The 4,719-nt window shown below is 66.3% G+C and carries 5 protein-coding genes; 3 read left to right on the top strand and 2 right to left on the bottom strand.

Features of this window, described 5'->3' with window-relative positions; translation table 11 throughout:
• Positions 1-367 (bottom strand): Fur family transcriptional regulator (locus tag QK444_RS32630; RefSeq protein WP_282785909.1); only part of this gene is annotated, 367 nt, incomplete at its 3' end.
• Positions 367-762, bottom strand: coding sequence for a metalloregulator ArsR/SmtB family transcription factor (locus QK444_RS32625; RefSeq protein WP_228807276.1), 396 nt, complete (start codon positions 760-762; stop codon positions 367-369). The genes QK444_RS32630 and QK444_RS32625, both read right to left, overlap by 1 nt.
• Positions 763-963: 201 nt before the next feature.
• Here QK444_RS32625 and QK444_RS32620 point away from each other — a divergent pair, with 201 nt between their 5' ends.
• From QK444_RS32620 to QK444_RS32610, 3 genes are all read left to right on the top strand, one after another.
• On the top strand, positions 964-2,355 hold the full coding sequence (locus QK444_RS32620) for a glycine--tRNA ligase (RefSeq protein ID WP_282785908.1): 1,392 nt from the start codon (positions 964-966) through the stop codon (positions 2,353-2,355).
• 189 nt (positions 2,356-2,544) lie between these two features.
• On the top strand, positions 2,545-3,261 hold the full coding sequence (locus QK444_RS32615; protein WP_349239557.1) for a DUF6875 domain-containing protein: 717 nt from the start codon (positions 2,545-2,547) through the stop codon (positions 3,259-3,261).
• Positions 3,262-3,267: 6 nt separating this feature from the next.
• Positions 3,268-4,719 (top strand): condensation domain-containing protein (locus QK444_RS32610; protein ID WP_282785906.1); only part of this gene is annotated, 1,452 nt, incomplete at its 3' end.

Below are 4,719 nucleotides of genomic sequence, written 5' to 3'. Positions count from 1 at the left end.
TGATATCGCTGAATCCGTGTTCGGCCGCGACAGTGTCCGCCCACGCCTCCACGGTCGGCCCCTCCACCTCGACCGTGCGCCCGCAGTGGCGGCAGACGAGATGGTGGTGGTGGCCCTTGGAGCACTGCCGGTACACCGATTCGCCGGAGTCGGTGCGCAGTACGTCCACGTGCCCGGCGTCGGCGAGCGACTGCAGCGTCCGGTAGACGGTGGTCAGCCCGATGCCCTCGCCTCGTTTGCGGAGTTCGTCGTGTAACTCCTGCGCCGACCGGAACTCCTCGATATCGGACAGCAGCGCCGAGATGGCACTGCGCTGACGGGTGCTGCGGACCCCGACCGTCTTGGCTTCCGACTTCCCCGCCACCATCACCCTTCCTCCGCATGCGCCACGGCATCGACCACGATATGCGCCAGATGCTCGTCGACGAGTTCGTAGATCACTTCGCGCCCGGTTCGCTCCCCGCGCACGACGCCCGCGGACTTGAGAATCCGCAGGTGCTGGCTGATGAGTGGCTGGGTGACACCCAGGGTGTCGACCAGTTCGTGCACGCAGCGCGGCGATTCGCGCAGTTGCAGCACGATGGCGATGCGCACGGGTGCGGCCAGTGCGCGCAGCAGTTCCCCGGCATTGTCGAGGATGCCGCGCGGTGGAACGGCAGGTGGGGTGGGCGACCGGTACGGGTACGGGTCGTGCGGGATCGCGGTCGGCGCTTCGGTGTCCACGCGGGATCGCCGCGTGGGGGCGCCGCTGTCGGCGGTCATCGAACCAACTCCTTATTGGAAACCACTGCCATTATTGGTATGCACAGGTGCGCATGTCAAACAGGTGCGCGGCGAGTCGGCACCGGCAGGATATGTGGGGGCCGCGACATCGGAGGCGAGTGGGTGCAAATCCGCTTGGTCGGTGCCGATAGTCTGGAGCCAATCCCTTGCAATCTTCCGGACCGGATGGAGAAATCTCGAGTGGCACCCAAGTCGAAGGTGGACACCGTCGCCAACCTGGCCAAGCGCCGGGGCCTGGTGTACCCGTCGGGTGAGATCTATGGCGGCACCAGGTCGGCGTGGGATTACGGCCCGCTGGGAGTCGAACTCAAGGAGAACATCAAGAAGCAGTGGTGGCGTTCCATGGTCACCAGCCGCGAGGATGTGGTCGGCCTGGACTCCTCGATCATCCTGCCGCGGCAGGTGTGGGTCGCCTCCGGTCACGTCGCGGTCTTCAACGACCCGCTGGTGGAATGCCTCAACTGCCACAAGCGGCACCGGCAGGACCACCTGCAGGAGGGCTACGCGGAGAAGAAGGGCATCGACGACCCGGACAGCGTGTCCATGGAGGTCATCGCGTGCCCGGACTGCGGCACCGTCGGCAAGTGGACCGAGCCGCGCGACTTCAACATGATGCTCAAGACCTACCTGGGCCCGATCGAGTCCGAGGAGGGCCTGCACTACCTGCGGCCGGAGACCGCGCAGGGCATCTTCGTGAACTTCGCGAACGTCATGACCACCGCGCGCAAGAAGCCGCCGTTCGGCATCGCCCAGATGGGCAAGAGCTTCCGCAACGAGATCACCCCGGGCAACTTCATCTTCCGCACGCGCGAGTTCGAGCAGATGGAAATGGAGTTCTTCGTCAAGCCGGGCGAGGACGAGGAGTGGCACCAGTACTGGATCGACACCCGGCTGGCCTGGTACACCGATCTGGGCATCGCCCCGGAGAACCTGCGACTCTACGAGCACCCGAAGGAAAAGCTCTCGCACTACTCGACCCGCACGGTCGACATCGAGTATCGCTTCCACTTCGCCGGTAGCGAGTGGGGTGAGCTGGAGGGTGTCGCCAACCGCACGGACTTCGATCTGAAGACCCACTCCGAGCATTCCGGCAACGATCTGAACTACTTCGACCAGGCCACCGGTGAGCGCTACACCCCGTACGTCATCGAACCCGCGGCGGGCCTGACCCGTTCGCTCATGGCGTTCCTCATCGACGCCTACAGCGAGGACGAGGCGCCCAATGCCAAGGGCGTGATGGAGAAGCGCACCGTGCTACGGCTCGATCGCCGCCTCGCACCGGTGAAGGCGGCGGTGCTGCCGCTGTCGCGCAATGCCGACCTCTCGCCCAAGGCGAAGGATCTCGCGGCGCGGCTGCGCAAGAACTGGAACGTCGAGTTCGACGACGCCCAGGCCATCGGTCGCCGCTACCGCCGCCAGGACGAGATCGGTACCCCGTTCTGTATCACTGTCGATTTCGATACCTTGGAGGACCAGGCGGTAACGGTTCGGGAACGGGATTCCATGGCGCAGGAGCGGATCGGCCTCGATCAGGTGGAGAACTACCTGGCCACACGGCTGCTGGGTTCCTGAATAAAGTCACAGGAAAGGATCGGTCGAAATCGACCGGTCCTTTCTTTTTGCTTTCTGCCCCAGAAATTCGGGGCATACGCAGAAATTCGGGTATGCGACTACTCGTGTTAACAACCCATGACCGTCGCACTATTTATGTGTGTGGGCATCGGCGCCTGACGCTGTAGCTCTATCTGCCTGAGGTGAGTCATGAGCGAGCGAGTAATCGGTCCCCGCTCGGGCCTGCAATGGGTCTCATTGGGGGACAAGTCATTATCCATGTGTACCGCGGCGCGGTCCACTGTAACTTCATTCAAATCCTGGGCGGATCGTTTTCTGACCCAGCCCTGCGACGACCTGGGTCGGGACGGACCGGTATGTCCGTACGTCCGGCCCTCCATCCGACGTGATCTGCTCTGGCTGGGACAGGTCCCAGCCGTCCGGCCGCGGCTGAGCTGGATGCGCACGATCATCGAGGACGCCCTGGAAATCTATCCCGAATTACCCACCGGGAACGGCAGTTCCACCTCGGTGCTGCGCGGACTGATCACGGTGTTCCCGAACCTCGGGGACTATTCGCTGATCGACGATCTGCACGCGGAATTCAAGAGCAGCTTCGTGGAACGCGGATTCATGCTGGGGCAGTTCTATCCCGGCTGTGATCAACCGGGATTGTGGAACAGGGAATTTCGGCCCCTGGACGCACCGCTGCCCATGCTGGTGGTGCGCACCATGATGACCACCGATTTCCCATTCCTACTCGACCGTACGGAATGGATGGACGCCTACGTCCGCAAGTTCGCGCCCATGATTCCGGCGCATGTGCGATCGGTGGTGGTGGGACGCCTGACCTCCCGCGCCGACGCACCGGTACCCGCCTACGAGGTGCAGCCGGAGGACTCCGCCTGCCCGCTGCCCGCCCGGTGACCGGCCATGACGCGCGAAGTCACGGCGCAGGCGACCGCCACGGTATTTCCGCTGTCCCCGGCCCAGTCCGGCATGTGGTACGCACAGCAGCTGGACCCGAGCGTTCCGCTCTCGGAGGCCCAGTACATCGAGATGCGCGGACCACTGGATCGGGAGCGGCTGCGCACGGCCGCGATCACCGCCGCTCGCGAATTCGGTTCGGGAGTGCTGCGTCTCGTCGAGATCGACGGAGAGCCGCACCAGGTGGTCGACCCCGGCCTGGAGACCGCGGTCGGGTACCTCGACCTCAGCTGGCGGCCGGATCCGATGGCGGCGGCACTGGAGTGGATGCGCGCCGAGGTGGCCGAGCCCATCGACCTGCTGGGTGACCGGGTCGGGATGACGGTGGTGTTGAAGGTCGGCGCCGACCATCACCTCTGGTACTCGCGGGCGCACCACATCCTCATCGACGGCTTCGGCTCGGTGAGCATGCTGTATCGGGTGGCCGAGCTGTACAACGCGGCGACGCGCGGGGAGTCGGCGCCGCCGAGCCGCGCCGCCTCGCTGCTCGAGGTGCACGAAGCCGAAGTCGCGTACCGGAATTCGAGCCGTTACCGCGCCGATCAGCGGTACTGGCGCGAGATCGTGGCGGGTATGCCCGACCGCTGCTCGCTGGTCTCGGCGACCGCACCGGCCTGCGCGCTGGCCCGGGAGCAGCGCGGTGAACTGTCGCCGGAGACGGCCGCGCGGCTCGAGGCCGCGGCGCGCCGCTTCGACACCAGCTCCGCCACCCTGGTGATGGCGGCGCTGGCGCTGTACTACGCGCGGCTGACCGCCATGGACGAGGTGGTCATCAGCCTGCCGGTCTCCGGTCGTACCACCGCGCTGCTACGGCGTTCGGGCGGCATGGTCGCCAATGTGGTGCCGCTGCGGGTCGCGGTTCCCGACCGCGGCGCCGTCGGTGACGTCATGGAGGCGTTGCGGGTGGCGGCGTCGGGCGCGCTGCGCCATCAGCGCTTCCGGCACGAGGATATGCGCGACGGCGCGGAGGATCAGCCCGAGTTCGGCCGGGGTCTGGTCGGCCCGGTCGTCAACATCATGCTGTTCCCGCGCGGGATCGACTTCGAAGGGGTGGAGTCGAGCCTGCACGTGCTCACCTCCGGCCCCATCGAGGATCTGTTCGTCAACTTCTACCAGCATGGTGCCGACGCGCCGATCCATGTGGATTTCGCCGCGAATCCCCGTCTCTACGACGAGGATTCGCTCGGCCGCCACCACGGCCGCTTCCTGACACTGCTGGAATCGCTACTCGACGCCGCGCCGTCGACACCGCTGTCGGAGCTGGCCTACCGCGGCCCGGCCGACGAGGCGGTGTCGCGGGGCGCGTTCGGTCCGCGAGCGCCGCGGCCGCGGCTGCTGCCGGACATCCTGCGGGACGGTCTGGGGGGCGCCCGGCGCGGCCCGGGGGGGGGGGGGGGG

This window comes from Nocardia sp. CC201C, from assembly GCF_030010695.1.
In the GTDB taxonomy this organism is placed as follows: Bacteria; Actinomycetota; Actinomycetes; order Mycobacteriales; family Mycobacteriaceae; genus Nocardia; species Nocardia otitidiscaviarum.
This window is presented reverse-complemented; position numbering and strand designations above follow the sequence as displayed.